Source organism: Streptomyces clavifer, assembly GCF_036345975.1.
Lineage (GTDB): Bacteria > Actinomycetota > Actinomycetes > Streptomycetales > Streptomycetaceae > Streptomyces > Streptomyces clavifer.
In genome coordinates, this window is sequence record NZ_CP107793.1 from 2,383,479 (window position 1) to 2,408,337 (window position 24,859).

The 24,859-nt window shown below is 71.5% G+C and carries 22 protein-coding genes and 3 tRNA genes; 11 read left to right on the plus strand and 14 right to left on the minus strand.

Annotated elements, in window-relative coordinates; all coding sequences use genetic code 11:
• Window positions 1-12 precede the first annotated feature (12 nt).
• A complete protein-coding gene (locus OG927_RS10295; RefSeq protein WP_330320041.1) occupies window positions 13-1,590 on the plus strand; it encodes a hypothetical protein in 1,578 nt (525 codons plus the stop codon).
• A 44-nt stretch (window positions 1,591-1,634) separates the two neighbouring features.
• Here the strand turns inward: OG927_RS10295 and OG927_RS10300 are convergent, their stop codons facing one another.
• The 5 genes from OG927_RS10300 to OG927_RS10320 form a co-directional block, all read right to left on the minus strand.
• A complete protein-coding gene (locus OG927_RS10300) occupies window positions 1,635-2,186 on the minus strand; it encodes a site-specific integrase (RefSeq protein WP_330320042.1) in 552 nt (183 codons plus the stop codon).
• A gap of 160 nt (window positions 2,187-2,346) precedes the next feature.
• Window positions 2,347-2,871 carry a hypothetical protein gene (locus OG927_RS10305; RefSeq protein WP_330320043.1) on the minus strand — a complete coding sequence of 175 codons (525 nt, stop codon included), beginning with the start codon at window positions 2,869-2,871 and terminating at the stop codon, window positions 2,347-2,349.
• A gap of 101 nt (window positions 2,872-2,972) precedes the next feature.
• Window positions 2,973-3,049, minus strand: a tRNA-Ile gene (locus tag OG927_RS10310).
• 222 nt (window positions 3,050-3,271) lie between these two features.
• A tRNA-Asn gene (locus tag OG927_RS10315) sits at window positions 3,272-3,344 on the minus strand.
• Between the two features lie 5 nt (window positions 3,345-3,349).
• Window positions 3,350-3,422, minus strand: a tRNA-Asn gene (locus tag OG927_RS10320).
• Window positions 3,423-3,603: 181 nt separating this feature from the next.
• On the opposite strand from OG927_RS10320, the gene OG927_RS10325 reads away from it, so the two are divergent.
• The 4 genes from OG927_RS10325 (at window position 3,604) to OG927_RS10340 (ending at window position 9,331) form a co-directional block, all read left to right on the plus strand.
• Window positions 3,604-3,915 (plus strand): YtxH domain-containing protein, encoded by a 312-nt coding sequence (locus OG927_RS10325; protein ID WP_056785184.1) that lies wholly within the window; start codon window positions 3,604-3,606, stop codon window positions 3,913-3,915.
• 68 nt (window positions 3,916-3,983) lie between these two features.
• On the plus strand, window positions 3,984-5,429 hold the full coding sequence (locus OG927_RS10330; RefSeq protein WP_056785189.1) for an FGGY family carbohydrate kinase: 1,446 nt from the start codon (window positions 3,984-3,986) through the stop codon (window positions 5,427-5,429).
• A gap of 243 nt (window positions 5,430-5,672) precedes the next feature.
• Window positions 5,673-7,406 (plus strand): ABC transporter ATP-binding protein, encoded by a 1,734-nt coding sequence (locus OG927_RS10335; protein ID WP_056785193.1) that lies wholly within the window; start codon window positions 5,673-5,675, stop codon window positions 7,404-7,406.
• Complete coding sequence (locus OG927_RS10340; protein WP_056785196.1) at window positions 7,406-9,331, plus strand: ABC transporter ATP-binding protein; 1,926 nt, start codon at window positions 7,406-7,408, stop codon at window positions 9,329-9,331. The genes OG927_RS10335 and OG927_RS10340 overlap by 1 nt, the downstream gene beginning before the upstream one ends.
• 51 nt (window positions 9,332-9,382) lie before the next feature.
• On the opposite strand, the gene OG927_RS10345 is transcribed toward OG927_RS10340, so the two are convergent.
• From OG927_RS10345 to OG927_RS10365, 5 genes are all read right to left on the minus strand, one after another.
• Window positions 9,383-10,468, minus strand: coding sequence for an RNA polymerase sigma factor (locus OG927_RS10345; RefSeq protein WP_056785200.1), 1,086 nt, complete (start codon window positions 10,466-10,468; stop codon window positions 9,383-9,385).
• 184 nt (window positions 10,469-10,652) lie between these two features.
• A complete protein-coding gene (gene dnaG / locus OG927_RS10350; protein ID WP_056785202.1) occupies window positions 10,653-12,560 on the minus strand; it encodes a DNA primase in 1,908 nt (635 codons plus the stop codon).
• Window positions 12,561-12,652: 92 nt separating this feature from the next.
• Complete coding sequence (locus OG927_RS10355; RefSeq protein ID WP_056785205.1) at window positions 12,653-13,912, minus strand: NAD(P)/FAD-dependent oxidoreductase; 1,260 nt, start codon at window positions 13,910-13,912, stop codon at window positions 12,653-12,655.
• Between the two features lie 119 nt (window positions 13,913-14,031).
• Window positions 14,032-15,360: a deoxyguanosinetriphosphate triphosphohydrolase gene (locus OG927_RS10360; protein ID WP_330320044.1), complete on the minus strand. Its 1,329-nt coding sequence runs from the start codon at window positions 15,358-15,360 to the stop codon at window positions 14,032-14,034.
• Window positions 15,361-15,412: 52 nt separating this feature from the next.
• Window positions 15,413-16,372 (minus strand): sirohydrochlorin chelatase, encoded by a 960-nt coding sequence (locus tag OG927_RS10365; protein ID WP_330320045.1) that lies wholly within the window; start codon window positions 16,370-16,372, stop codon window positions 15,413-15,415.
• 188 nt (window positions 16,373-16,560) lie between these two features.
• On the opposite strand from OG927_RS10365, the gene OG927_RS10370 reads away from it, so the two are divergent.
• Both OG927_RS10370 and OG927_RS10375 read left to right on the plus strand, forming a co-directional pair.
• Window positions 16,561-17,301, plus strand: coding sequence for a SanA/YdcF family protein (locus OG927_RS10370; RefSeq protein ID WP_209470566.1), 741 nt, complete (start codon window positions 16,561-16,563; stop codon window positions 17,299-17,301).
• 67 nt (window positions 17,302-17,368) lie between these two features.
• Window positions 17,369-19,447, plus strand: a complete 2,079-nt coding sequence (locus OG927_RS10375) for a molybdopterin oxidoreductase family protein (RefSeq protein WP_056785219.1) — start codon at window positions 17,369-17,371, stop codon at window positions 19,445-19,447.
• Here the strand turns inward: OG927_RS10375 and OG927_RS10380 are convergent.
• The 3 genes from OG927_RS10380 to OG927_RS10390 all read right to left on the minus strand — a co-directional run bounded on the left by OG927_RS10380 (window position 19,410) and on the right by OG927_RS10390 (window position 20,874).
• Complete coding sequence (locus tag OG927_RS10380) at window positions 19,410-19,865, minus strand: gamma-glutamylcyclotransferase family protein (RefSeq protein WP_056785222.1); 456 nt, start codon at window positions 19,863-19,865, stop codon at window positions 19,410-19,412. The genes OG927_RS10375 and OG927_RS10380 overlap by 38 nt on opposite strands.
• Complete coding sequence (cutA, locus tag OG927_RS10385; protein WP_056785225.1) at window positions 19,862-20,200, minus strand: divalent-cation tolerance protein CutA; 339 nt, start codon at window positions 20,198-20,200, stop codon at window positions 19,862-19,864. The genes OG927_RS10380 and cutA overlap by 4 nt, the downstream gene beginning before the upstream one ends.
• Before the next feature lie 116 nt (window positions 20,201-20,316).
• Window positions 20,317-20,874 carry an NADPH-dependent FMN reductase gene (locus OG927_RS10390; protein WP_056785228.1) on the minus strand — a complete coding sequence of 186 codons (558 nt, stop codon included), beginning with the start codon at window positions 20,872-20,874 and terminating at the stop codon, window positions 20,317-20,319.
• 95 nt (window positions 20,875-20,969) lie between these two features.
• On the opposite strand from OG927_RS10390, the gene OG927_RS10395 reads away from it, so the two are divergent.
• The 4 genes from OG927_RS10395 (at window position 20,970) to OG927_RS10410 (ending at window position 24,025) form a co-directional block, all read left to right on the plus strand.
• Entirely contained in the window at window positions 20,970-21,764 is a 795-nt protein-coding gene (locus OG927_RS10395) for an aminotransferase class IV family protein (RefSeq protein WP_056785233.1), read from the plus strand.
• 52 nt (window positions 21,765-21,816) lie between these two features.
• Window positions 21,817-22,278 carry a DUF5990 family protein gene (locus OG927_RS10400; protein WP_056785236.1) on the plus strand — a complete coding sequence of 154 codons (462 nt, stop codon included), beginning with the start codon at window positions 21,817-21,819 and terminating at the stop codon, window positions 22,276-22,278.
• 400 nt (window positions 22,279-22,678) lie between these two features.
• Window positions 22,679-23,368, plus strand: coding sequence for a hypothetical protein (locus tag OG927_RS10405; protein WP_056785239.1), 690 nt, complete (start codon window positions 22,679-22,681; stop codon window positions 23,366-23,368).
• Window positions 23,369-23,392: 24 nt separating this feature from the next.
• Window positions 23,393-24,025, plus strand: coding sequence for a class F sortase (locus OG927_RS10410; RefSeq protein WP_330320046.1), 633 nt, complete (start codon window positions 23,393-23,395; stop codon window positions 24,023-24,025).
• Here the strand turns inward: OG927_RS10410 and OG927_RS10415 are convergent, their stop codons facing one another.
• Window positions 24,026-24,817, minus strand: coding sequence for a sulfite exporter TauE/SafE family protein (locus OG927_RS10415; protein WP_056785246.1), 792 nt, complete (start codon window positions 24,815-24,817; stop codon window positions 24,026-24,028).
• Window positions 24,818-24,859 lie beyond the last annotated feature (42 nt).

The following is a 24,859-nucleotide window of genomic DNA, read 5'->3' on the forward strand; positions in this document are numbered from 1 at the left end:
ATCCGGGGGACCGTGCCGAAGAAACGCAACGCCGCCCAGCGCATCGGGGCGATCGGAGAGGACCGGTTCCGGCTCTCCTGCCAGGAGAACTTCATCATCCCCAACAAGGTCGAACACGACTTCGGGTTCGACTTCCTGTGCCAGCCGGACCTGGCCGCGAGTTTCGGCCGGACCGGACCGGTATCCGGAGTTTTCGTCGGCTTCAGCGTCCGCGCGACGAATCGGGACGACGGGCGGATCAGGCTGAACCGGGCAGATGCCGAGTGCCTCCTGGCGGCCCAGTTCCCAACCGGTCTCGCCCTGGTACAGCTGAACGGGCCGAAGTCCGCGGCCGTCTATTTTCGGATGATGGACGCCGCCTTCATCGTGGAGCTGTCCCATTTTCTGGCGTCTGCCAAAAAGGCTAAGCACTTCACCCCTACGGACATGCGGCCCCTAGCGGAGATCCGGGACGCGATCGGGGAGGTCGGCGCCCCCGGCTACCTTGAGCAGGTACGTGCCGACGCTGCCCGGAGGATTGCCGAACCGATCACCGGACCAGTCCAGATCCAGATCCACCGCGATGCCGACAGCCAGGCAACCCTCATCACATCCTTGGACCTATACGCGTGGTTCGAGCAAGGAACCCCCGCTGAGCAGGAGGCGCTCTACCTGGCGACCTTCGGTGAACCGGCGCGACGTGACCAGAGGATGCGCGAACTCGCGCTGAACGGCAAGGTCATGGGGGGTCTGGCGCACCTGCCCGAGCCGTATGTGCTGGCCGGTTTCGTCATGGACCATCCCACCACGGTGTGCGTCCAGACCACTCCTGTGTCCGCGGAACTGCCGGTGCTCCGCACCGCCAACGAGCACCACTTCGGTTACGTCTACCCTGCGGGCTTCGCCCTGACCGTTTCCGCCCGAGTCGAGAAGGACGGTCAGTACGTCCACCTGATGCAAGCACTCGCCGACCCGGACAGCGACGCTCTCCTTGCCGACCATCCGGTCCTGCTTGAATTCCTCACCACCTGCCACCCCGAGTCGGTCTTCTGTTTCGACAACGGCGACGGACTGACTCTCGATGTGACGTACTTCGATAGCTTGGGCGATCTGGCCCGGTGCGCAGCGGCCTACCGCGATGCCCATGGCCTGGACGGCTGGGACGCGGTGCCTGTCATGGTCAAAGACATGGCCAGCCCGGAATCCCGAAACTCCCTTGTGTTCCTCGGCTCGGCAGCCGACCCGCAGACCCAGCCGATTCCCCGGGGACTCCTCTTGGCGGCGCCGGAGGTGGAGGAGAAGGACTGCGACACCGTGTCTGGGACCATTCACGTCCCAGTTGTCTGCAACCTGGCCCACTCCAGCCTCGTCGCCTGGTTCTCCGGCCACGGATCCGTGCTGTTCCATGATGGTGATCTGTGCGGATTCAAGGTGCCCGCCTTCCGCGTGGACACCATCGAGGTGCTTCCCCGGGTGCCGAGCCGGTCCCTGTTCCCACGAGTCCTGCTCGGTCCGCGGACGCTGATCTGGGACGAAGGACGGTGGCGGGAGAGCGACGCCGACACCCGGTTTTGGGCAGACGACGTTCGCTTTCGCTTCCAGCAGGACTAGTACTCCACTGTCTGACCTGCGGGTTTCGGCGGGCGGCTGGAGCACTAAGCCACTTTAGACATGACGTCCGGAATTGCGGCACCCATCGCCCACTCGACGGCTGCCACGACCTCGTCGTCCGAAGCCTCCAGGAGGTGTCCATACCGGTCGACGGTCGTCGTGATCGACTCGTGGCCTAGCCGGGCCTGTATCACCGGCAGAGGGACCTTGCCGGCGATGAGCCAGGAAGCGTGCGTGTGGCGGAGGTCGTGAACACGCGGCCGCTTGGTGAGGCCGGCGGCGTTGGCCGCGTCCAGGGCAGGCTTCCAGCGGTGTGCGTAGAAGACGCCGGAGTGCCACGCGGCCCCCTCTGGCGCCGTAAAGACCAGGTCGGTCGGCTTCTTCCCCAAGCACCGCCGCTTGAACAGCTTCACCTGCTCCGGGGTGAGTACGAGAGTCCGTCGCGACTTCTTCGTCTTCGGGGCGCCGAGGAAAGTCCCACCCTCGCCGCGCCGCTTCCAGGCGCGCTGCACGCGGAGTGTCGGCCGCTTGGACGCGGAGGTGAAGTCCCGAGGTTGCAGTGCCGTCACCTCGCCCCAACGGAGACCGGTACTCACCAGCGCGCATCGACGATGTCGACAGCGTCGGCACGCACGTGCCTCTTGAGGAGGGCGTACTCCTCGGGTTCGAGGAAGACCTCGTCATCTTCGGTGTCGTTCCCCTTCGGCAAGCGGGTGTGAGCGCACGGGTTCGACTCACGCAGGGCAGGGTCGGCGCTCACAGCGGACTGGAAGATGCTGTAGAGCAAGCCGTGAAGATTGGCGATCGTCTTCGGCGCATACGCCCGGCGCTTCGTGCCCGCAGGGTGGAGGGGCCAGGCCTCCCGTGCTGAAGGTCCAGAATCCACAGACTGATGTGATCTCGGGTGAGCCTGCTCCCCCGGTCCGAGACGGACAGATCACCGAACCACGGGATCATGTGGTTATCGATGAACCTGGTGTAGTTGGTTCTGGTGTGTTCGGATATGTCCGTCAGCAGCCCCACGTAGGCGTGCGCGTAGGCAGAAAACTTCTCCGAGTCCGGCATCTCAGGCTCGCCCGGCTTGACGAAACCCTCACCCTTGACCCACTCCGGCGGCCATTGCTGTCCGTGACCATTCACCAGGTCGCGGAAACGTTTCGCCGCCCCTTCGTCGTCGAAGGTCTCGCGCTGGGTCTGCCCCGTTCGGGAGCCACCAGTCCGCCACATCACGGTGTAGGAGGGGTCGCCGCTCAGGCGTTCGTTAGTCCTGACGTAAGCCATATGAAGGAGCCTACGGCGAGTCGGTGCAGCGTTCGTGCAGCGAACGGCGGGGCCCGACTAGCGTCGAAACGGCGTTTCCGCAGGTCACGACGTTTCTGCTGTGGTGGGGCGGGTGGGACTCGAACCCACGGCCGACGGATTATGAGTCCGCTGCTCTAACCGGCTGAGCTACCGCCCCGTTTCGGCGTGGCGCGTACATGTGTACGCGCCGTCTGCCGCAGCATAGCCGGTCATACGATCTCTCGCTGCGGTTGGCTGCCTTCACGTGACCATGAAGACAGCGCTGCGTGCTGCCCGGTTCCGGGCGTCCCGAAGTCACCCCGAAAGAGTCACCGGAGCGTCCGCGGGCAGCCTCCGGGGGCACGCGAAAAAGGACCCCGAAGGGTCCTCTTCCGTTCCGCTCCCCCGACTGGACTCGAACCAGTAACCCTCCGGTTAACAGCCGAATGCTCTGCCAATTGAGCTACAGGGGATCGCGCTCCCCCGACTGGACTCGAACCAGTAACCTGCCGGTTAACAGCCGGCTGCTCTGCCAATTGAGCTACAGGGGATTGCTGCGTTGCGTCGAATCGTACCTGCCTGGCGGCTGCCGAGCGGCGCACGTTCGCTGCGACACATACATTAGCGCAAGCAGGGGGGTGCTCCGCCAATCGGTATCGCCCGGGGTGATCTCCGGTGTCCGTGGGTAGGCGGGCAGCACACGTCGCACAGAGCGAAGGAAGGGTGGCATCCATGCGGTACCGGCTCACGTTCATCGTCGGAGTGGCCCTCGGTTACGTGCTCGGCACGCGAGCCGGGCGCGAGCGTTACGAGCAGCTGAAGAAGTCGGCGCAGCGCGTCGCCGAGAACCCCGCCGTGCGCAACGCCGCGGAGTCGGCCGCGCAGGGCGGCCGGGAGTTCGCGGGCAAGGCGTACCACTCGGTGAGCGAGAAGGTCGGGGACAGGGTGCCCGTCTCCGTCTCCGACCGGGTGCGCTCGCTGCGCGAGCGCAGTGGCCACAACGGTCACACCGGCAGTGACGACTGGGGCACCACGAACACCTGACCCGCTCCGCACCGGGCGTCCTCGGCGCCCGGTGCGGAAAGGTCCGCCGGTGCGGCAGAATCGTGGGTATGGGCATAGTCGCCGGCTTGGACAGTTCATCCGCCTTCACACACATCGTCGTCTGCGACACGGACACGGGTGAGGTGCTGCGGCAGGGGTACGCCGCGCATCCCATCGAGGCCAAGGCCTCCGAGGTGGATCCGCAGACGTGGCTGCTCTCACTCGGTGAGGCGGCCTCCAACGGGCTGCTCGAAGGCGTGGAGGGCATCGGCGTGTCCGCGCAGCAGCACGGTCTGCTGCCACTGGACCGCCAGGGCAATCTCGTACGACCGGCGCTGCTCGGCAACGACCGGCGGGCGCAGGTCGCCGCAGCCGATCTGGTCGACGGGCTCGGCGGGCGTCAGGCCTGGGCCGAGGCCGTGGGAAGCGTGCCCCAGGCCGCACAGCCGGTGTCCAAGCTGCGCTGGCTGGCCAAGAACGAGCCGGAGAACGCGCAGCGCGTCGCGGCGGTCATGCAGCCGCACGACTGGCTGGTGTGGCAGCTGCTCGGCCGGCCCGCCCGTCGTACCACGGACCGCGGTGCCGCGTCCGGCACCGGTTACTGGTCGGCGGGCTCCGGCTCCTACCGTCCCGACCTCGTGGAGCTCGCGCTCGGCCACCAGGCGGCGCTGCCCGAGGTGCTGGGCCCGGCCGACGCCGCCGGGACGACGCCCGAGGGCCTGCTGATCTCGGCGGGTACCGGCGAGACGATGGCCGCGGCGTTCGGGCTGGGCGTCGCGGTCGGGGACGCCGTGGTGTCGCTGGGAGCCTCGGGTTCGGTGATGGCCGTGCACCACGAGGCGCTGGCCGATCCGAGCGGGATGATCACCTCGTTCGCCGACGCCACGGGCATGCACCTGCCGGTGGTCCACACGTCGAACGCGGTGCGGGTGCTGCGGGGTTCCGTGGAGATGCTGGGCCTGGGCGATCTGGACGAGCTGTCCGCGCTGGCCCTGAAGTCGACACCGGGGGCCTCGGGTCTCGTGCTGCTGCCGTATCTGGAAGGTGAACGAACCCCGCAGCTGCCGCACACGGCGGGGACGCTGAGCGGGCTGCGGCGCGAGTCGATGAAGCCTGAGCACCTGGCGCGGGCGGCCTTCGAGGGGATGCTGTGCTCGCTGGCCGACGCGCTGGACGTGCTGCGCGGCCGGGGCGTGGAGGTGCGCCGGGTGTTCCTGCTGGGCGCGGCGGCCGAGCTGCCGGCCGTACAGGCGCTGGCGCCCGCGGTGTTCGGTACGCAGGTCGTCGTACCGCAGCCCGCCCAGTACGCGGCGCTGGGTGCGGCCCGGCAGGCGGCGTGGGCGCTCGGGGTGTCGCAGGGGACGCTCGACCCGCGGACTCCCCCGGCCTGGCGGGCCGCGGCGGCGCAGGTGCTCGATCCCGGCGAGGAGCTGACCGTGGGCCGCGCGGTGCGCCAGCAGTACGGGGCGACCCGGGACCAGATCCACCCCGGGGCGTTCGGCGGTCCGGCCTGAGGGGCGCGCGGCCCGGGCTCCTGCCCGGGCCCGCGGACCCGGCCCTCCTGACCCGGAGTCCCCGAACCCGACTGCGTCTTGATACGGGCGTCCTGCATACGGGCGTCTTGATACAGGCGTCTCGATACGGGCGTCGTGATCCGGACTTCTTGACCCGGGCTTGAGGAAAAGTGTTGGAAGTCGTGGTGCGGCGTACCGGAGGATGGACCGGCCTCTGCCGTTCGCCGACTCCGAGAGAACCGCGTGCTCATAAAACTCCTGCGGACCTATCTCGGTCCGTACAGACGACCCATCCTGCTGCTGGTGCTGCTCCAGCTCCTGCAGACCTGCGCCACCCTCTATCTGCCCAGCCTCAACGCGGACATCATCGACAGCGGTGTCGTGAAGGGGGACACGGGCTACATCCTGGAGTTCGGCGGCGTCATGATCGTCGTCAGCGTCGCCCAGGTCCTCTGCAACGTCGGCGCGGTGTACTACGGCGCCCGGACCGCCTCCGCGCTGGGGCGCGACGTGCGGGCGTCGGTCTTCGACCGGGTGCAGTCGTTCTCCGCACGCGAGTTCGGACGCTTCGGGGCGCCCTCGCTGATCACACGGACCACCAACGACGTGCAGCAGGTCCAGATGCTCGTCCTGATGGCGTTCACCCTGATGGTCTCGGCGCCGATCATGTGCGTCGGCGGCATCATCATGGCGCTCGGCCAGGACGTCCCGCTGTCCGCGGTGCTGCTGGCCGTGGTGCCGGTGCTGGGCATCGCGGTGAGCCTGATCGTCAGGAGGATGCGGCCGCTGTTCCGCACGATGCAGGTGCGGCTCGACACGGTGAACCGGGTGCTGCGCGAGCAGATCACCGGCAACCGGGTCATCCGGGCCTTCGTGCGCGACGGCTACGAGGAGGAGCGCTTCCGGGGCGCCAACACCGGGCTGACGGACGTCGCCGTGTCGACGGGCCGGCTGATGGCACTCATGTTCCCGACCGTGATGACGGTGGTGAACCTGTCGTCCGTCGCCGTGGTCTGGTTCGGCGCGCACCGCATCGACAGCGGCGGGATGCAGATAGGCGCGCTCACCGCGTTCCTCGCCTATCTGATGCAGATCGTCATGTCGGTGATGATGGCCACCTTCATGTTCATGATGGTGCCGCGGGCCGAGGTCTGCGCCGAGCGCATCCAGGAGGTCCTGGAGACCGAGTCGAGCGTGGTTCCCCCGGCCGCCCCGGTCACGGAGCTGCTCACCCACGGTCATCTGGAGGTACGGGGCGCCGAGTTCCGCTACCCCGGCGCCGAGGAGCCGGTGCTGCGCTCGGTCGATCTGGTGGCCAGGCCCGGTGAGACGACCGCCGTCATCGGGTCCACGGGCAGCGGGAAGTCGACGCTGCTCGGGCTCGTACCGCGGCTGTTCGACGTGACGGACGGCGACGTGCTGGTCGGTGGCACGGACGTTCGGACGGTGGATCCCGTCCTGCTGGCGCGGACCGTGAGCCTCGTCCCGCAGAAGCCGTACCTCTTCTCCGGGACGGTCGCGACGAATCTGCGGTACGGGAATCCCGACGCGACCGACGAGGAGCTGTGGCACGCGCTGGAGGTGGCCCAGGCGAAGGACTTCGTGGAGCGGCTGGAACACGGCCTGGACGCGCCGATCGCCCAGGGCGGCACGAATGTCTCCGGTGGGCAGCGGCAGCGGCTCGCGATCGCGCGGACGCTGGTGCAGCGGCCGGAGATCTACCTCTTCGACGACTCCTTCTCGGCGCTGGACTACGCGACGGACGCCGCACTGCGCGGTGCGCTCGCCCGGGAGACGGCGGGGGCGACCGTGGTGATCGTGGCGCAGCGGGTCTCCACCATCCGTGACGCGGACCGGATCGTGGTGCTGGACGAGGGCCGGGTCGTGGGGACGGGCAGTCACCGCGAACTGATGGACGGCAATGAAACGTACCGGGAGATCGTGCTCTCCCAGCTGACGGAAGCGGAGGCCGCCTGATGGCCGGGCCGGGCGGACGGATGATGGCCGGTGGGCCCACCGAGCGGTCCATGGACTTCAAGGGGTCCGGGAAGCGGCTGCTGAAGAGGTTCAGCAAGGAGAAGTCCTCCCTGTACCTGATGCTGGGAGCCGTGTCGCTGAGCGTGGGGTTCTCGGTGGTCGGGCCGAAGATCCTCGGTGCGGCCACGGACCTGATCTTCGCGGGGGTCGTCGGCAGGCAGATGCCGGAGGGCCGGTCGAAGGCCGAGGCCGTCGACGGACTGCGGGAGGACGGCAGCGGCGGGCTGGCCGACATGCTGTCCGGGGTGGACTTCGTCCCCGGCGAGGGCATCGACTTCGACGCGGTGGGGAACGTCCTGCTGGCGGCGCTGGCGGTGTACGTCCTCGCCGGGCTGCTGATGCTCGTGTCGACGCGGCTGTCGATCCGGGTGATCAACCGGGTCGTGTTCCAGCTCCGCGAGGACCTCCAGACGAAGCTGGCGAGGCTGCCGCTGTCCTACTTCGACCGGCAGAAGCGCGGCGAGGTGCTGAGCCGGGCGACGAACGACATCGACAACATCTCGCAGACGATGCAGCAGACGATGGGACAGCTCATCAACTCGCTGCTGACCATCGTCGGCGTACTGATCATGATGTTCTGGATCTCTCCGCTGCTCGCCCTGGTGGCGCTGCTGACCATCCCGCTGTCGGTGTTCGTGGCCGCACGGGTCGGCAAGCGGTCGCAGCCGCAGTTCGTGGCGCAGTGGAAGGTGACGGGCAGGCTCAACGCCCACATCGAGGAGATGTACACCGGCCACACCCTGGTGAAGGTCTTCGGGCGGCAGACCGAGTCCGCGAGGGACTTCGCCGAGCAGAACGACGCCCTCTACGAGGCGGGCTTCAAGGCCCAGTTCAACAGTGGCATCATGCAGCCGCTGATGATGTTCGTCTCGAATCTGAACTATGTGCTGGTCGCGGTCGTCGGCGGGCTGCGGGTCGCTTCGGGTGCGCTGTCGATCGGTGACGTGCAGGCGTTCATCCAGTACTCGCGGCAGTTCTCGATGCCGCTGACGCAGGTCGCCTCGATGGCGAACCTGGTGCAGTCGGGCGTGGCGTCGGCCGAGCGGGTCTTCGAGCTGCTGGATGCCGAGGAGCAGGCCCCCGACCCGGTGCCCGCCGAGCGGCCCGTGAAGCGGAGCGGCAGCGTGGCGCTGGAGAAGGTGGCCTTCCGGTACGACCCGGAGAAGCCGCTCATCGAGGACCTCTCGCTGCGGGTGGAGCCGGGTCACACGGTCGCCATCGTCGGCCCGACGGGCGCCGGCAAGACGACCCTCGTCAATCTGCTGATGCGGTTCTACGAGGTGACGGGCGGCCGGATCACCCTCGACGGGGTCGACGTGGCGAAGATGTCGCGTGACGAACTGCGTTCGGGCATAGGCATGGTCCTCCAGGACACCTGGCTGTTCGGCGGCACGATCGCGGAGAACATCGCCTACGGCGCCTCCCGCGAGGTCAGCCGGGAGGAGATCGGGGAGGCCGCGCGGGCCGCCCACGCCGACCGGTTCATCCGTACGCTGCCGGACGGCTACGACACGGTGCTCGACGACGAGGGGTCCGGGGTCAGCGCGGGCGAGAAGCAGCTGATCACCATCGCGCGGGCGTTCCTGTCGGACCCCGTGATCCTGGTCCTCGACGAGGCCACCAGCTCGGTGGACACCCGTACGGAGGTGCTGATCCAGAAGGCGATGGCGCGGCTCGCGCACGGCCGTACGAGCTTCGTGATCGCGCACCGGCTCTCGACGATCCGGGATGCCGATGTGATCCTCGTGATGGAGAGCGGCTCGATCGTCGAGCAGGGCACGCACGACGAGCTGCTGGCGGCCGAGGGGGCCTACGCCCGGCTGTACGCGGCACAGTTCGCGCAGGCGCCTGCCGAGATCGACTGACCGCCGCGGACCGGACCCGCCGGGTCCGGTCCGCTCCTTCACGGGGCCGGCTCAGTCCAGGTAGCCGCGGAGCTGGTCCGCGAAGGCGTGGTCGCGGAGCTTGTTCAGGGTCTTGGACTCGATCTGCCGGATGCGTTCGCGGGTCACGCCGAAGATCCGGCCTATCTCCTCGAGGGTGCGGGGCCGCCCGTCGTCCAGTCCGTAGCGCAGCTGGACCACCTTCCGCTCGCGCTCGCCGAGCGTGGAGAGCACCACTTCCAGGTGTTCGCGCAGGAGGAGGAAGGCTGCGGACTCGACCGGTGACGCGGCGTCGCCGTCCTCGATGAGGTCACCGAAGGCGACGTCGTCCTCCTCGCCGACGGGGGCGTGCAGGGAGACGGGCTCCTGGGCGAGGCGCAGGACCTCGCCGACCCGCTCGGGCGTCAGATCGAGCTGGGCCGCCACCTCTTCGGCGGCCGGCTCGTAGCCGCGCTCCTGGAGCAGGCGGCGCTGGACGCGTACGACCCGGTTGATCAGCTCGACGACGTGGACCGGGACCCTTATGGTCCGGGCCTGGTCGGCGAGGGCCCGGGACATGGCCTGGCGGATCCACCAGGTCGCGTACGTGGAGAACTTGTAGCCCCGGGCGTAGTCGAACTTCTCGACCGCCCTGATCAGTCCGAGATTCCCCTCCTGCACCAGGTCGAGCATGGTCAGGCCGCGGCCGACGTACCGCTTGGCCACCGAGACGACGAGCCGCAGGTTGGCCTCGATGAGGCGGCGTTTCGCCAGCCGTCCCAGGACGACGAGCCGGTCCAGGTCGAACGCGAGCCGTGAGTCCGGGTCGGGGGTGCCCGCGAGGCGTTCCTCGGCGAAGAGCCCCGCTTCGACGCGGCGGGCGAGGTCCACCTCCTCCGCGGCGGTGAGCAGCGGGATCCGGCCGATCTCCCGCAGGTACTGCCGGAAGAGGTCGGAGGACGGGCCGCCGGCTTCCTGCCGGCGCGGCTCCGGGAGCGCGGGGACCTCCACCGGTTCCTCCAGCACCGGGTCGGACGCGCCCGGGGGCGGTCCGGCCCCCTCCGGATGGCGCGTGACCCGGTTCTGCGCGGGAATCGCCGGGACATGCTCGGTCGTGCTCGTCACGGTCCGGGTCTGCACGGGGGCGACCTCCAGGTGATCGCTGCCGGATCGCGGGGATGGGGGTCCCTGGGGTGGACCCTCCGCGCTCCGATGACTCAGGCACCGCCATCCAGTGTGGGGTACGGCACATCGCCGCCACGAGGGGCGTGCGGTGACTTTCTGAGTCCGGTCCGTCACCGGGCGGGGCGGGCCGTGGTACGGATCAGAGCGCGGCCGCGCCGTGGCTCCGCAGTGACTGGGCGTACTGCTGGAGGACCCAGACCTCGTTCTGCGCGGCGGCCAGATGGTCCGGCGCCACGTTGCTCCCGAGGCGGGCGAGGCTGCCCTGGACGTCGTCGATCCTGCGGTCGACGGCGCGCAGGCGGACCTTGACCAGGTGCTGGCCCGCGTAGGACTCGTCGATGTTCTTGCCGTGGAACACCTCGACCGCGAGCTCGGTGACGAGCTTGCGCACCGAGTCGTTGGGGGTCGCGTCGAGCACCTGGACCAGGTACTCGCGGGTCTCGGCCAGACCCTGCTCGGCGCCGCCCGCCTCCGCGATGCACTGGCGCACCGCCGCGTACGGCGGGGCGGTGAACTCGTCGATGCCGTAGGCGTCGAAGGCGGGTGAGACGAGTGCGGGCTTCTGCAGGGCGAGCTTGAGCAGTTCGCGCTCGGTGCGGTGGGCGGGGCTGCGGAGGTTGAGTGCGGGGCCGGACGGGGCGGCGGGCGCCTGCCCCTGTTGGTGCTGCGCGGCGTTGCCGGCGGGGGCCCGTGCGGGTCCGCGTTTGTCTCCTCGCCCGCGGGCCCACTGGGCGAGCTGGTTGACCCGGTGGACGACGAATTCCTGGTCGAGGATGCCGACGAAGCCCGCGAGCTGGACGGCCACCTCTCGCTGCACGCTGCTCGTCTTGATCTTGGCGACGACGGGCGCGGCCTCGTCCAGGGCCGCGGCGCGGCCCGCCGGGGTCTCCAGGTCGTACCGGCCGACGATCTGGCGCAGCGCGAACTCGAAGAGCGGGGTGCGGGGTTCGACCAGGTCGCGGACGGCGTCGTCGCCCTTGGCCAGGCGCAGGTCGCACGGGTCCATGTTGTCCGGGGCGATCGCGATGTACGTCTCCGCGGCGAACTTCTGGTCGTCCTCGAAGGCGCGCAGGGCGGCCTTCTGGCCGGCCGCGTCGCCGTCGAAGGTGAAGATCACGCGGGCGCTGCCGTTGTCCATCAGGAGCCGTCGGAGGATCTTGATGTGGTCGCTGCCGAACGCCGTGCCGCAGGTAGCGATGGCGGTGGTGATCCCGGCCAGGTGGCAGGCCATGACGTCGGTGTAGCCCTCGACGACGACGGCCCGGCTGGCCTTGGCGATGTCCTTCTTGGCCAGGTCGATGCCGTACAGCACCTGGGACTTCTTGTAGATCGAGGTCTCGGGGGTGTTGAGGTACTTGGGGCCGTTGTCGTCGTCGCGCAGTTTGCGGGCGCCGAAGCCGACGATCTCGCCGGAGGTGTCGCTGATGGGCCACATCAGCCGGCCGCGGAAGCGGTCGATGGGGCCGCGGCGGCCGTCCTGGGAGAGGCCGGAGCTGATGAGCTCCTTGTCGCTGAAGCCCTTGCCGCGCAGGAAGCGGGTGAGGTGGTCCCAGCCGGCGGGGCTGTATCCGACGCCGAAGTGGGCCGCCGCGTCCTGGTCGAAACCGCGCCCGGCGAGGAACTTCCGGCCGATCTCGGCCTCGGGGCCGTCGAGCTGCTCACGGTAGAAATCGGCTGCGATCTTGTGGGCCTCGACCAGCCGGATGCGCTCGCCGCGCTGGTGGGAGGGGTTGTAGCCGCCCTCCTCGTACCGCAGGGTGATGCCCGCCTTGGCGGCGAGGCGCTCGACCGTCTCGGAGAAGGTGAGGTGGTCGATCTTCATCACGAAGGCGATCGTGTCGCCGCCCTCCTGGCACCCGAAGCAGTGGAAGAGACCCTTGCTCGGGCTGACCTGGAAGGAGGGGGACTTCTCGTCGTGGAAGGGGCAGAGGCCCTTGAGGTTTCCGCCGCCCGCGCTGCGCAGTTGGAGGTACTCGGAGACGACGGCGTCGATCGGGACCGCGTCCCGTACCGCCTTCACGTCGTCGTCGTTGATCCTGCCTGCCACGAGTGAAGTCTACGGGTGGGGTCGGGCATCCGGGACCGGCCGGCCGCCGGGGCGGGGCGCAGGAGCCCGGCCGGTCCCGGATGCCGGGCGGGTCAGAGCAGGGACCGGAGCGGCACCGACGGGTCCCCCAGGGTGTCCGGGTCGATCTGCCGGCCGGACCGGATCAGGTCCTGGACGGTTTCGGTGACGTCCCACACATTGACGTTCATCCCGGCGAGGACCCGGCGGTCCTTCAGCCAGAACGCGACGAACTCCCGCTTGCCGGCGTCCCCGCGGATCACGACCTGGTCGTACGAGCCCGGCGGGGCCCAGCCCGCGTACTCCAGGCCGAGGTCGTACTGGTCGGAGAAGAAGTACGGGACCCGGTCGTAGGAGACCTCCTGGCCCAGCATGGCCCGGGCGGCGGCCGGGCCGCTGTTCAGGGCGTTGGCCCAGTGCTCCACCCGGAGGCGGGTGCCGAGCAGCGGGTGGTCCACGGCCGCGATGTCCCCGGCGGCGAAGATGTGCGGGTCCGAGGTGCGCAGCGAGGCGTCCACGGCGACGCCGCCGCCGTGCGCCCGGTCGGCCATGTCGAGCCCGGCGGCCTCGGCGAGGGCGGTGCGCGGTGCGGCGCCGATCGCGGCGAGCACGTCGTGGGCGGGGTGCTCCTCGCCGTCGTCGGTGCGGGCGGCGAGGACCAGGCCGTCCTCCCCGGTGATCTCGGTGAGGCGGGCGCCGAAGTGGAAGCGGACGCCGTGCGCGGTGTGCAGGTCGGTGAAGATCTGGCCCAGCTCCGGGCCGATGACGTGGTGCAGCGGGGTCGCGGAGGGTTCGACGATCGTCACCTCGGCGCCGTAGCCGCGGGCCGCCGCGGCGACCTCCAGGCCGATCCAGCCGCCGCCGGCGATCACCAGGTGGCCGTTGTCGCGGCCGAGGGCGGCGAGGACGTTGCGCAGCCGGTCGGAGTGGGCGAGACGGCGCAGGTGGTGCACGCCGACCAGGTCGGTGCCCGGGATGTCGAGGCGGCGCGGCTCGGCGCCGGTGGCGAGCAGCAGCTTGTCGTAGTGGACGACGGTGTTGTCGCCGAGCTGGACGGACCGGCCCTCGCGGTCGATGGAGGTGACGACCTGGCCGAGGTGGAGTTCGATGTCGGCTCCGGCGTACCAGGCCGTCTCGTGGACGAAGACGGTGTCCCGCTCGTCCTTGCCCGAGAGGTACCCCTTGGACAGGGGCGGGCGTTCGTACGGATGGTCGCGCTCGTCCCCGATCAGGATCACGCGGCCGGTGAAACCCTCCGCCCGGAGTGTCTCGGCCGCCTTCGCTCCTGCCAGTCCTCCGCCGACGATGACGAACGTCCGGTTTGCGTCGACCACTTGATGCCTCCTCGGTGCTGTGCTGCGCGGCGCCACCACCTGCGAGCGTCCCGCACGCGGCGTGATGGCGAAAGGGGGTGTGCCCCGATCAGGTCACATCCGGGTGTCATGCGGCCCGGTCATGGTCCAGTCTGCCGAACACCGGTCAGCGTCCGGTGCAGGGAGCGGGCCGAGGCGTCCGTCAGGGCGGCGATCTGGTCGACGAGGACCCGCTTGCGGGCCCAGTCGTCGGACGCGGCCTCGTACAGGGCGCGGAACTGCGGCTCCAGGCCTTCGGGCGCGCGGGCGGTGAGCGCGGCGGCGAGCTCCGCGATGACGATGCGCTGATCGGCGCGGATGGCCTCCTGCTCGGCGCGCTGCATGACGTAGCGGTCGGCGACGGCCTTGAGCACGGCGCACTCGTTGCGGACCTCGGCGGGGACGATGAGCTCGGCGCCGTACCTGCCGAGCCGTCCGGGGCCGTACGCGCCGTGGGTGGCGGCCTCGGCGGCGAGGCAGAACCGTCCGATGAGCTGGCTCGTCGCGTCCTTCAGCCGGGCCTGTGCGACGGCGGAGCCGTCGTAGCCGTGCGGCCACCACTCCTGGCCGACGAGACGGTCGAGGGCGTCGGCCAGCTCCTGCGGATCGGTGTCCGCCGGGACGTACCGGCCGATGGCGACCTCCCAGATCTCCCTTCGCTCCGGTTCGGCGAAGAGGCAGCTGGGGTCGATGTGCCCGGCGTGCAGCCCGTCCTCGAAGTCGTGCACCGAGTACGCGACGTCGTCGGACCAGTCCATGACCTGGGCCTCGAAACACTTGCGGTCCTGCGGTGCGCCCTTGCGGACCCACTCGAAGACCGGCAGGTCGTCCTCGTACACCCCGAATTTCGGTGAGCCGGGGTCGGTCGGGTGCCCGCCCCGGGGCCAGGGGTACTTCGTGGCGGCGTCCAGCGCTGCGCGGGTCAGGTTGAGCCCGACGCTCACGAGGTCGCCGCTGCGGGGGTCGCGGACGAACCGCTTGGGTTCGAGCCGGGTCAGCAGGCGCAGCGACTGGGCGTTGCCCTCGAAGCCTCCGCAGTCCGACGCGAAGTCGTTGAGCGCCTGTTCACCGTTGTGGCCGAAGGGCGGGTGGCCCATGTCGTGGGCGAGGCAGGCCGCTTCCACGAGATCGGGGTCGCAGCCGAGTGCGGCGCCGAGCTCCCGGCCGACCTGGGCGCATTCCAGGGAGTGCGTGAGCCTGGTCCGGGGGCTGGCGTCCCAGGCCCGGCCGCGGGTCCCGGGGGTGACGACCTGGGTCTTCCCGGCGAGCCTGCGCAGGGCGGCGGAGTGCAGTACGCGGGCCCGGTCGCGCTGGAAGGCGGTGCGGCCGGGCCGTTTGTCGGCCTCGGTGTCCCAGCGCTCGGTGTCGCCCGCGCCGTAGGGCGTCGTGCCGTGCTCCTGTGTGTCCCGGGTGTCGTGCGTACCGTCCATGACCTCGACAGTAACGGCCTGCCCGTCGCGGGGAGGGGATCGGCGGGCGTCGTCAGGCGGCTTCGGCCCGCCGGACGGGGTGCGGCCGGACGGTCCGGGCGGGCGCCGGCAGGTCCGCGTGGGCCGGGGCGGCGTACGCCGGCGCGGTTGCGGCCAGGGCCTGGTCGTAGCGGTGCAGCAGGAGCCGCGCCATCGCCGGGTGCGCGCCGAGCGGTGCGGCGGTGGTCCCCTCGACGGCGGCGGCCGCCGCCGTCGCGAAGCGGCCGGGTGCGGTGAAGTACGAGGCCAGGGCGACGCGGTGGCGGCCGCGGGCGGCGAGGGCGCGCAGGGCGTCCGGCACGGTGGGGGTGGCTGCCGAGGTGTACGCCGCGACGACGGGCACCCCGCCGAGGCGGTAGCTGAGCATCCCGGCGGTGCGGCGGGCGTCGACGGCGGAGTCGGGGTCGCGCGATCCCGCGGCGGCGAGCACGACGGCGGCGCTGCGGCTCGTACCGTCCTCGGTCCGCCAGCCGGCCTCGACGAGCCGCTCGTACAGTGTCTCGACGAGCAGCGGGTGCGGCCCGAGCGGTGCGGCGACCCGGGTGCGCAGGTGCCCGGCCGCCGCGGCGGCGAGCGGCAGGTCGTGCCGGACGTGGTGGCCGCGGCCGAGCAGCAGCGGGACGAGGACGGCGTCGCCCGCGCCGATGCCGTCCAGGGTCTCCGGGAGCAGGGGTTCGTTCAGCTCGATGTGCCCGAGCCGGACGTCGAGTCCGGGGCGCAGCTCCCGCACCAGGGCCAGGAGGTCCAGGACGGTGCGCAGGGCCTGCGGGTCCCGGCTGCCGTGCGCGACGGCGACCAGGGTGGGTGCGGTGTGCCGGACGTCGTTCCGGTTGCGGTGCATAGGCCTGCGGGTTCCGTTCCGGGAGACGAGGCTGAGCTGGTGTCCGAGCTGCGAGGTGACGCGGGTGAGGAGTCGCGCCGGTCTGCCGAGGGGCAGGGGCTCACGAGGGTGTTCCGGTGCCGTCTCCGTCATGAACCGATGGTGACGTGCGGACGTTGCCGGGCCGTTTCCCACCGGTGACGGGTGTTTTCCACCGCCTCACGGGGCTGCGGCGGGCACTGTCAGGGCGGGTGCCGGCGGGGCGGCAGCCGGTCGGGCGAACCTTTTCGCCTCCCCGCTCGTCTCCCTGAGGGATCCGGAACGGAACAGGGGGACCGCGCATGCGGCTGGGGGGACTGAGGCGGCCTACGGTGCCGAAGTGGCTGGGCGCGGTACGCCCGCGGCTGCCCCGCACCCGACGCGGGCAGCGGTGGCTGGTGCAGGGGCTGATGGTCGTCTGCGTGGTGGCCCTGGCACCCGCGACCTGGCTGCACACGACGGCGGACGCCCGGGTGCGGACGACGGCCGACGCCCCCGCGCAGCAGGTGGCCGTGGTGTTCGGGGCCGGGCTGTGGCAGGGCAGGCCGTCGCCGTACCTCGCGCACCGGCTGGACGCCGCGGCCGAGCTGTACCGGACCGGCAAGGTGCGGGTCGTGCTGGTCACCGGCGACAACAGCCGGGTGGAGTACGACGAGCCGGACGCCATGCGCACCTATCTCACGGAACGCGGGGTGCCGGACGGGCGGATCGTCAGCGACTACGCGGGTTTCGACACCTGGGACTCCTGCGTCCGCGCCAAGAAGATATTCGGGGTCGACCGGGCGGTGCTGGTGAGCCAGGGCTTCCACATCCGGCGGGCGATCGCCCTGTGCCGGTCCGCCGGCATCGACGCGTACGGCATCGGGGTCGACGCCGTACACGATGTGACCTGGTACTACGGCGGGACGCGGGAGGTGTTCGCGGCGGGCAAGGCCCTCCTGGACACCGTGTTCGAACCGGACCCGCACTTCCTGGGGCCGCGCGAGCCCGGGGTGGCCGACGCGCTCGCCGCCGACCTCACCGCCGGGCAGGGCCCGGGCTGAGGTGCGCGTACCGGGGGCGTAACCGGGCGCACCGGCGCCCGTAATACCCGGCTCGCACGCTGGGAGCATGGCCCGCACCGAGACGTCCACCCACTGCCCGTACTGCGCGCTGCAGTGCGGGATGAAGCTGCGACCGGTCACCGACGGCACGGTGGTCGAGGTCGTGGAGCGCACCGACTTCCCCGTCAACCGGGGGGCCCTGTGCGGTAAGGGGCGCACCGCTCCCGCCGTGCTCTCCGCCGGTGTCCGGCTGACCGGACCCCTCGTGCGCGGCGCGGCGAGCGGGGAGCTGGAGCCGGCCGGCTGGGACGAGGCCCTGGAGCGGATCGCCGAGGGACTGGGCGGCACCCGGGCCGAGCACGGCGCGGACGCCGTGGGCGTGTTCGGCGGCGGCGGGCTGACCAACGAGAAGGCGTACGCGCTGGGGAAGTTCGCCCGGGTGGTGCTCGGCACCTCGCAGATCGACTACAACGGCCGCTTCTGCATGTCCTCGGCGGCCGCCGCGCACCAGCGGGCGTTCGGGCTCGACCGTGGGCTGCCGTTCCCGCTGGAGGACATCCCCCGGACGGGGTGCGTGATCCTGGTCGGCTCGAACCTCGCGGAGACGATGCCGCCCGCGCTGCGCTATCTGACCGAGCTGCGCGAGAACGGCGGGCGGCTGATCGTCATCGATCCGCGCCGGACCAGGACGGCGGAGCAGGCCGATCTGCACCTGGCGCCCCGGCCGGGCACGGATCTGGCCCTCGCACTCGGCATGCTGCATCTCGTCGTGGCGGAGGGGCGGGTGGACGAGGAGTTCGTGCGCACCCGGACGAGCGGCTGGGACGAGGCAAGGGCCGGGGCCATGGCGCACTGGCCGGAGCTGGTGGAGCGCATCACCGGGGTGCCCGTGCCGCAGCTGCGCGAGGCCGTGGAGATGTTCTGCGGGGCGGGGAGCGGGATGGTGCTCACCGCGCGCGGGCCGGAGCAGCAGGCCAAGGGCACGGACACGGTCGGTGCGTGGATCAACTTCTGCCTGGCCACCGGCCGGGCGGGGCGTCCCCTGTCCGGGTACGGCTGCCTGACCGGGCAGGGCAACGGCCAGGGCGGCCGGGAGCACGGCCAGAAGGCCGATCAGCTGCCCGGCTACCGCAAGCTCACCGACCCGGCGGCCCGGCGCCATGTGGCGGGGGTCTGGGGCGTGGACCCGGATTCGCTGCCGGGGCCGGGGCGCAGCGCGTACGAGCTGCTGGACGCGCTGGGGCGCGACGTGAGGTCGCTGCTGGTGATGGCGTCCAACCCGGTCGTGTCCGCGCCGCGCGCCGGGCACATCGAGGAGCGGCTGCGGTCGCTGGACTTCCTGGCGGTCGCGGACGTGGTGCTGTCGGAGACGGCGGCGCTGGCGGACGTGGTGCTGCCGGTCACCCAGTGGGCCGAGGAGACCGGGACCATGACCAATCTGGAGGGCCGGGTGCTGCTGCGGCAGCAGGCGGTCACTCCGCCGCCCGGGGTGCGCAGCGACCTGGAGGTGCTGCACGCGCTGGCCGGGCTCCTGGGGCACGGGAAGGGGTTCCCGGCCGACCCGGAGGAGGTCTTCGACGAGCTGCGGCGGGCCTCGGCCGGCGGTCCGGCCGACTACGCGGGCATCACCTACGCCAGGATCGCGGAGGAGGACGGGGTGTTCTGGCCCTGCCCGGACGAGGAGCACGCCGGGACGCCACGGCTGTTCCTGGAGCGCTTCGCGACGGACGACGGGCTGGCACGGTTCGTCCCGGTCGTCCACCGGCCGGCGGCGGAGGAGACGGATGCCGCGTACCCGGTGGTGCTGACGACGGGCCGGGTCGTGTCCCAGTACCAGTCCGGGGCGCAGACGCGCCGGGTGGACGAGCTGAACGCCGCCGCGCCGGGCCCCTTCGTGGAGCTCCATCCGCGGCTGGCCGAGCGGATCGGGGTGGCCGAGGGCGACGCGGTCGCGGTCACCTCTCGGCGTGGCCGGGCGGTGGCGCCCGCCCGGATCACCGTCGCGATCCGTCAGGACACCGTGTTCATGCCGTTCCACTGGCCGGGCGAGGGCCGGGCCAACACCCTGACGAACCCGGCCCTGGACCCGGTGTCGCGGATGCCGGAGTTCAAGGTGTGCGCGGTGCGGGTGGAGGCGGCCGGGTGAGCCAGTTCCCGCCGGGGACGGGGGTGCCGCCGGTGCGCAGGGAGCGGGTGACGGCGGCGGCCGCGAAGTAGACCCAGGCGCGGACGGGTTCGCCGGATCCCGGCCCGTTCACCGGTACGGCCCGGCGGACCACCCGCTCGTACAGGTTGCGCGGGTGGTCCGGGCCCAGGTACTCCTCCAGGTCGTCCAGGATGCCGAGCAGTTCCGCGTACGATCCCGGCGCGGCCGTGACGAGTGCGCCGTGGACCGTGCCGTGCCCCTCGATGGCGTACGGGTATCCGGGGCCCTCGTACAGGAGGGCCCCGGGCAGCACGGCCGGGCGTTCCCCGCTCGTGCGGCCCCGGAGGAACCGGTCGTGGTTGTGCCGGCCGGGGAGCAGCGTGCCGTACACGAAGAACGGCAGTCCGGAGCCGGTCACAGGGCGGCCGCTGCCGCCGTCTCCGCCGTCACCCAGCCGAGGTAGCGGGCGCTGCCCCGGACGATCGGTGTGGCCATGATCTCCGGGGTGTCGTAGTCGTGCGCCGCGACGAGGTGGGCCTCCAGCTCGTCGTACCGCCGGGCGGTGGTCTTGAACAGCACCTGCCACTCCTGGCTGGTCTCGATGGCGTTGTGCCACCGGTAGACGGAGGTGACGGGCGCGGAGATCTGGGCGCAGGCGGCGAGCCGGGCCTCCACCGCGCCCTGGGCCAGGGTGTGGGCCTTCTCCTCACTGTCCGTCGTGGTCAGTACGGTCAGCCATGCCGGTTCTGTCATCTCCGGCCTCCTCGGTCTCATGGGTTCGTCGGTTCGTCGGTCTCGTCGGTTCGTCGGTGCGTCGGTTCGTCGGTGCGTCGGTGCGGGCGGCTCTCCGATTGTCGGTCCGGGCCGGGTCAGCCGCTGTACGGACGCAGATTCCTGGCCTCGCGGAGCGCCCGCCCCCACCAGACCAGCTGATCGAGCATCGTCTTGACCGCGGCTTCGGCGGCCGCCGGGTCGCCGAGCCGGCCGCGGTCGTCGAAGAGGGCGCCCGCGTTGTGGAAGGAGACGGTGTCGCGGACGGAGACGGCGTGCAGCTCGGCGAAGACCTGGCGCAGGTGTTCGACGGCCCGCAGGCCGCCGGAGATCCCGCCGTACGAGACGAACGCGACGGGCTTGGCCTGCCATTCGGCGAAGTGACCGTCGATGAGCTCCTTCAGCGGGGCCGGGTACGAGTGGTTGTACTCGGGGGTGAGCACGACGAAGGCGTCGGCCCGGGCGAGCCGGCCGGACGGGGGCTCCGCGTCGGCGACGTCGACCAGCTCGACGTCGAGGTCCGGGTGGCCGGCGGCCCGGGCGAGGAACCACCTGGCCACGACGGGGCCGAAGCGGCCCTCGCGGTTGCTGCCGAGGATGGCGGCCACCTTCAGCGGGGCGTCGGACGGGGCGGGAACAGCTGGGGTGAGGTCCATGCACCGAAGACTCACGCCTCAAGCGCGGTTGAGGTCAAGTGCGGTGGAGGCCGGGCCCGCCGTGCCCGGCACACGGCACGCTCTACCGTGGGCGCATGACCTCCGCCGCGCCCGCCCCGTACGTCGAGATCGACGGCCGTCCGGCCACCGCCGAGGATCTGCGGATCCCGGCCTTCACCGGCTACGGCCACTTCACGGCGATGCAGGTCAGGGGTCGTGGCGTGCGCGGCCTCGGTCTGCATCTGGACCGGCTGGACGCCGCGAGCCGGGAGCTGTTCGACCAGCCCCTGGACGGGGAGTACGTGCGCGGGCTGATCGGGCACGCGCTCGACGGCGCCGGGGCCCGGGACGCGTCGGTCCGGGTGCACGGCTTCCTGCCGCCGGGGGACACGGTGACGACACCGATGGTGACGGTGCGGGGGCCCGCGCGGATGTCCACGGCCCCGAAGAGCCTGATGTCCGTCCCCTACACGCGCACCGTGCCGCACATCAAGCGTCCCGGCGAGTTCGGGCAGACCTATTACGGCCTGCTGGCCGGGCGTTCGGGCTTCGACGAGGCGCTGCTGACCGCGCCCGGCGGCGTGGTGACCGAGGGGGCGATCACCAACATCGGCTTCTGGGACGGCGCTTCGGTGGTCTGGCCGGACGCCCCCGCGCTCACGGGCATCACCATGGCGCTGCTGGAGAGCGGACTGGCGCGTACGGGCCGGCCGTCGGTGCGGCGGCCGGTGACCCTGGACGGGCTCAGCGCGTACCGGGCGGCGTTCGTCACCAACTCGCAGGGCATCGCGCCGGTGCACCGGATCGACGACACGTCCTTCGAGGTCGACGTGGAGCTGATGAAGCACCTCGGGCTGGTGTACGACGACGTCCCCCCGGACACCGTCTGAGCCCGGCCCACCGGAGGATCCGGCCCCGGGCCGGGTGCAGCACCATGGGGTCATGCAGATCCACATCGAGGCCTCAGACCTCCCGGGCCGCACCTGCCGGCCCGGCACCGACTTCGCCGGATACGACAACATCCACGTGGGCGTGCAGCGCAAGGACCGACTCGACGAGCTGCTCGGCCCGCACCCCGGCGATGCCCCGTCGGCCGCCTGGACCCTGGACTGCACCGCCGTGCCCGCCGAGGACGGCATCGAGGTCTCGGGACCCTACATCCAGAACAGGCTCGGTGGCCGCTTCGTCTATCTGTCCTGGGGGACGGTGGACGGGGCCGGAACCTTCACGATGTTCCGGCGGGCCAAACTCATGATCGCCGATGTCCCCCGTGACGTCCTGGAGACCGCCGTCCTGACCGGGCACCTCACCGCCCGGCTGCGCCTGACGGACGACCGGGGGCTGCCGCGGTGCGCCCGCGTGCGCCCGCCGGACATCGCGTGGTCCGCCACGGGCGGGACATGACGTCGCCGGACGGCACACACCGCGGCGCAGGAGGCCGGGCAGCGCGAAACCCCGGGGCATGACACCGCCCCCACCGGTCCCGGGGGGGGGGTGGGCCGGTGGGGGCGGTTGCCGTGGGGGCGGCGGGGGGCTGCCGTCCCGTGGGGGGTGTGGAGCGTGTTCCCGGCCTCCGCCGGACCATGCATGTGATGTGCATCACACTGCAGGCGCGGGGTGTCACCCGATCGGCACCGGGTGGGCCGGACAACCGGCGTCACCGCCGCGACCTGCACCGGGCCGCTGGAGCGAAGGCGCGGCGGAGGCCCGTACGGGTGAAAGCTGACCATGCGTCAGCATGCGACGGGCGGGCGACGGGCGTTGTCTCGGAGGCAGGACACATCCGTCTGCCCGGAGGATTCCCATGCGCAGCCCTGCCCGCCTCGTGACCGGCACCGCCGCCGCGGCCCTCACCGCCGTCGCGCTCGGTCTCGCCACCACGCCGTCCGCGTACGCCGAGGGGGCGGTGACGAGGCCGGAGTCGCACGCCTGGCCGGCCTCCCTGACGAGTCCGGGGACGCGTCCTGCGACCGGGGCCGCAGCAGAGACCGACCCGAAGCCGGGGACGGAGCTGGGGGCGGACACGGAGCCGGCGGAGAGCGAGCTCTTCGGAACCGCGCTCACGGAGACGGAACCGACGGAGACCGGACTGACGGAGGAAGAGCTGCCGGAGGCGGAGCTCGACGCGGAGGCGGAGCTCGACGCGGAGGCGGAGCTGTCGGACCTGGAGCCGGAGCCCGGCGCGGAGGAAGAGCTGTCGGAGGCGAAGCTCGGCGCGGGGACGAGGCCGGGGGCGAGCCCGCGGCCCGAGCCCGTGAAGCCGCCGCCCGGGACGAGGCCGCCCGGAACGAAGCCCGAGCCCTTGAAGCCGCCCGCACCGCCGACCGGGACCTGGCCCGAACGCCCCTCCGGGCACGTCGGGACCGGTGTCGGCGGCAGCGCCGGCCCCGGCACCGCACAGCTCGCGACGGGCGCCGGGATCCTCGGCGCGGCGGCCGTGGGCGGCGCCTGGCTCCTGCGCCGGCGTCGCACGGACGGCGCGCAGGACGGCTGACGACGGCACGGCGAGGACGACCACGTGGACAGGACGACCCTGAGGTCCCGGGCATGGCTGGTGGGCGTCGCCGCGCTGTGCGGCGTCTGGCTCGTCCAGAACGGGGCGGTTCCCCGGACCGCCGCCCCGCAGCCGTCCACCGCCGAGGCCTTCGCAGCCGGTCCCGAGCCGCGCACCGGTTCGCCGGTCGCCGGACCGCTGGGCCCTTCCGATCCGGTCAGGGTCCGCATCCCGGGCATCCGTGTGGACGCCCCCCTGACGGGCCTGGGCCTGAACGCGGACGGCAGCCTCGGTGTCCCGCCGGCGGAGAACCGCAACCTCGCCGGGTGGTTCGAGAACGGCACCCCGCCCGGAACGCGGGGCACCGCCATCGTCGCCGGCCACGTCGACGACGCCGAGGGGCCGGCCGTCTTCTACTCGCTCGGGTCCCTGAAGAAGGGCGCCCGGGTCGAGATCGACCGCAGGGACGGCCGCACCGCGGTCTTCGCGGTCGACGCGGTCGAGGTGTACGAAAACGAGGACTTCCCCGACCGCCGGGTCTACGGCCCCACGGCGCACGCCTCGCTGCGGCTGATCACCTGCGGCGGAGGCTTCTCGCGGGAGACCGGCTACCTGGGCAACGTGGTGGCGTACGCCCACCTCACCGGCGTGCGGTGATCAGGCGGTCCACTGGTCGAAGCCGAGCTTGGCGACGAGCGAGAACACCACGACCAGCAGGACCCCCCGGACGAAGCCGCTGCCCTTCCTGAGCGCCATGCGCGCCCCGAACAGGGCGCCCGCGAGATTGAATACGGCCATCAGCGCGCCCAGCTGCCACAGCACGGTGCCCTGGTAGGCGAACATGGCCAGCGCACCGGCGTTGGTGCAGACGTTCACGATCTTCGCGGTGGCGGACGCCGTCACCAGGTCGAGGTGCAGCACGGCGGTCAGCGCCAGCACCAGGAAGGTGCCCGTACCCGGCCCGAACAGCCCGTCGTAGAAGCCGATGCCGCCGCCGACCAGCACGATCGCGGTGACGGTGCGGGCCCGGGTGGCCTTCTTCCCCGTCCCGTCGCCGGCGGCCGCCGTGCCGAAGGACGGCCGCAGCAGGACGAAGGCCGCCACTCCGAGCAGCACCACCATGATCACCGGACGCAGCACGTCGCTGCTGATCCCCGCGGCGAAGAAGGCGCCCGTCATCGACCCGGCCAGTGCCATGAGCCCGATCCGCACGGCGGTCCCCACCTGGACCGGCGCCCTGCGCACATAGGTCACGGCGGCCCCCGCGGTGCCGACGATGGCGACCGCCTTGTTGGTGCCGAGAATGTGGGCGGCGGGGACGTTCGGCAGTCCGAGCAGCAGAGCGGGCAGCAGGAGGAGACCTCCGCCGCCCACCACCGCGTCGATCCAGCCGGCCGCCGCGGCGGCAAGGCAGAGCAGGACGAGGGTGGTCAGCGTCATCTCGGGCATGTCCGCGACCTTAGGCAAGCAATAGGTGCCCCGTCCAACCAG